The 296-nt window shown below is 46.6% G+C and carries 1 protein-coding gene; it reads right to left on the reverse strand.

Translation table 11 applies throughout. From position 1 onward, the window contains the following. Positions 1 to 296, reverse strand: a 296-nt coding sequence (locus ASU35_RS20270; protein ID WP_187142728.1) for an IS66 family transposase, incomplete at both ends; no start/stop codon positions are given.

Below are 296 nucleotides of genomic sequence, written 5' to 3' on the forward strand. Positions count from 1 at the left end.
TAGGAAGCCCAGCAGTCATGCATGGCAATCCCTTTGAATTCCGGGAGAACACCGCATTGCTCCATGCCTGCAGTTCCACGTTTGGGACTGATAGCAAGATAGGTGTATTCACAGTTTGAGGCATCATGAACCCACCAGAGTTTTTTATCTACTCTGGTTCCGGTTTCATCGAAATGTCCAAGAGCGGAACCGATCATTTTATCCTTGATCTTACCTACTGTTTCACTCAGACTGTCGGCGCATCTTTTTACCATGCTGCTGATCGTTCCTGTCGCAATCGGAATGTTAAATACTCC

The organism is Acetivibrio ethanolgignens (assembly GCF_001461035.1).
GTDB classification, from domain to species: Bacteria; Bacillota; Clostridia; order Lachnospirales; family Lachnospiraceae; genus Velocimicrobium; species Velocimicrobium ethanolgignens.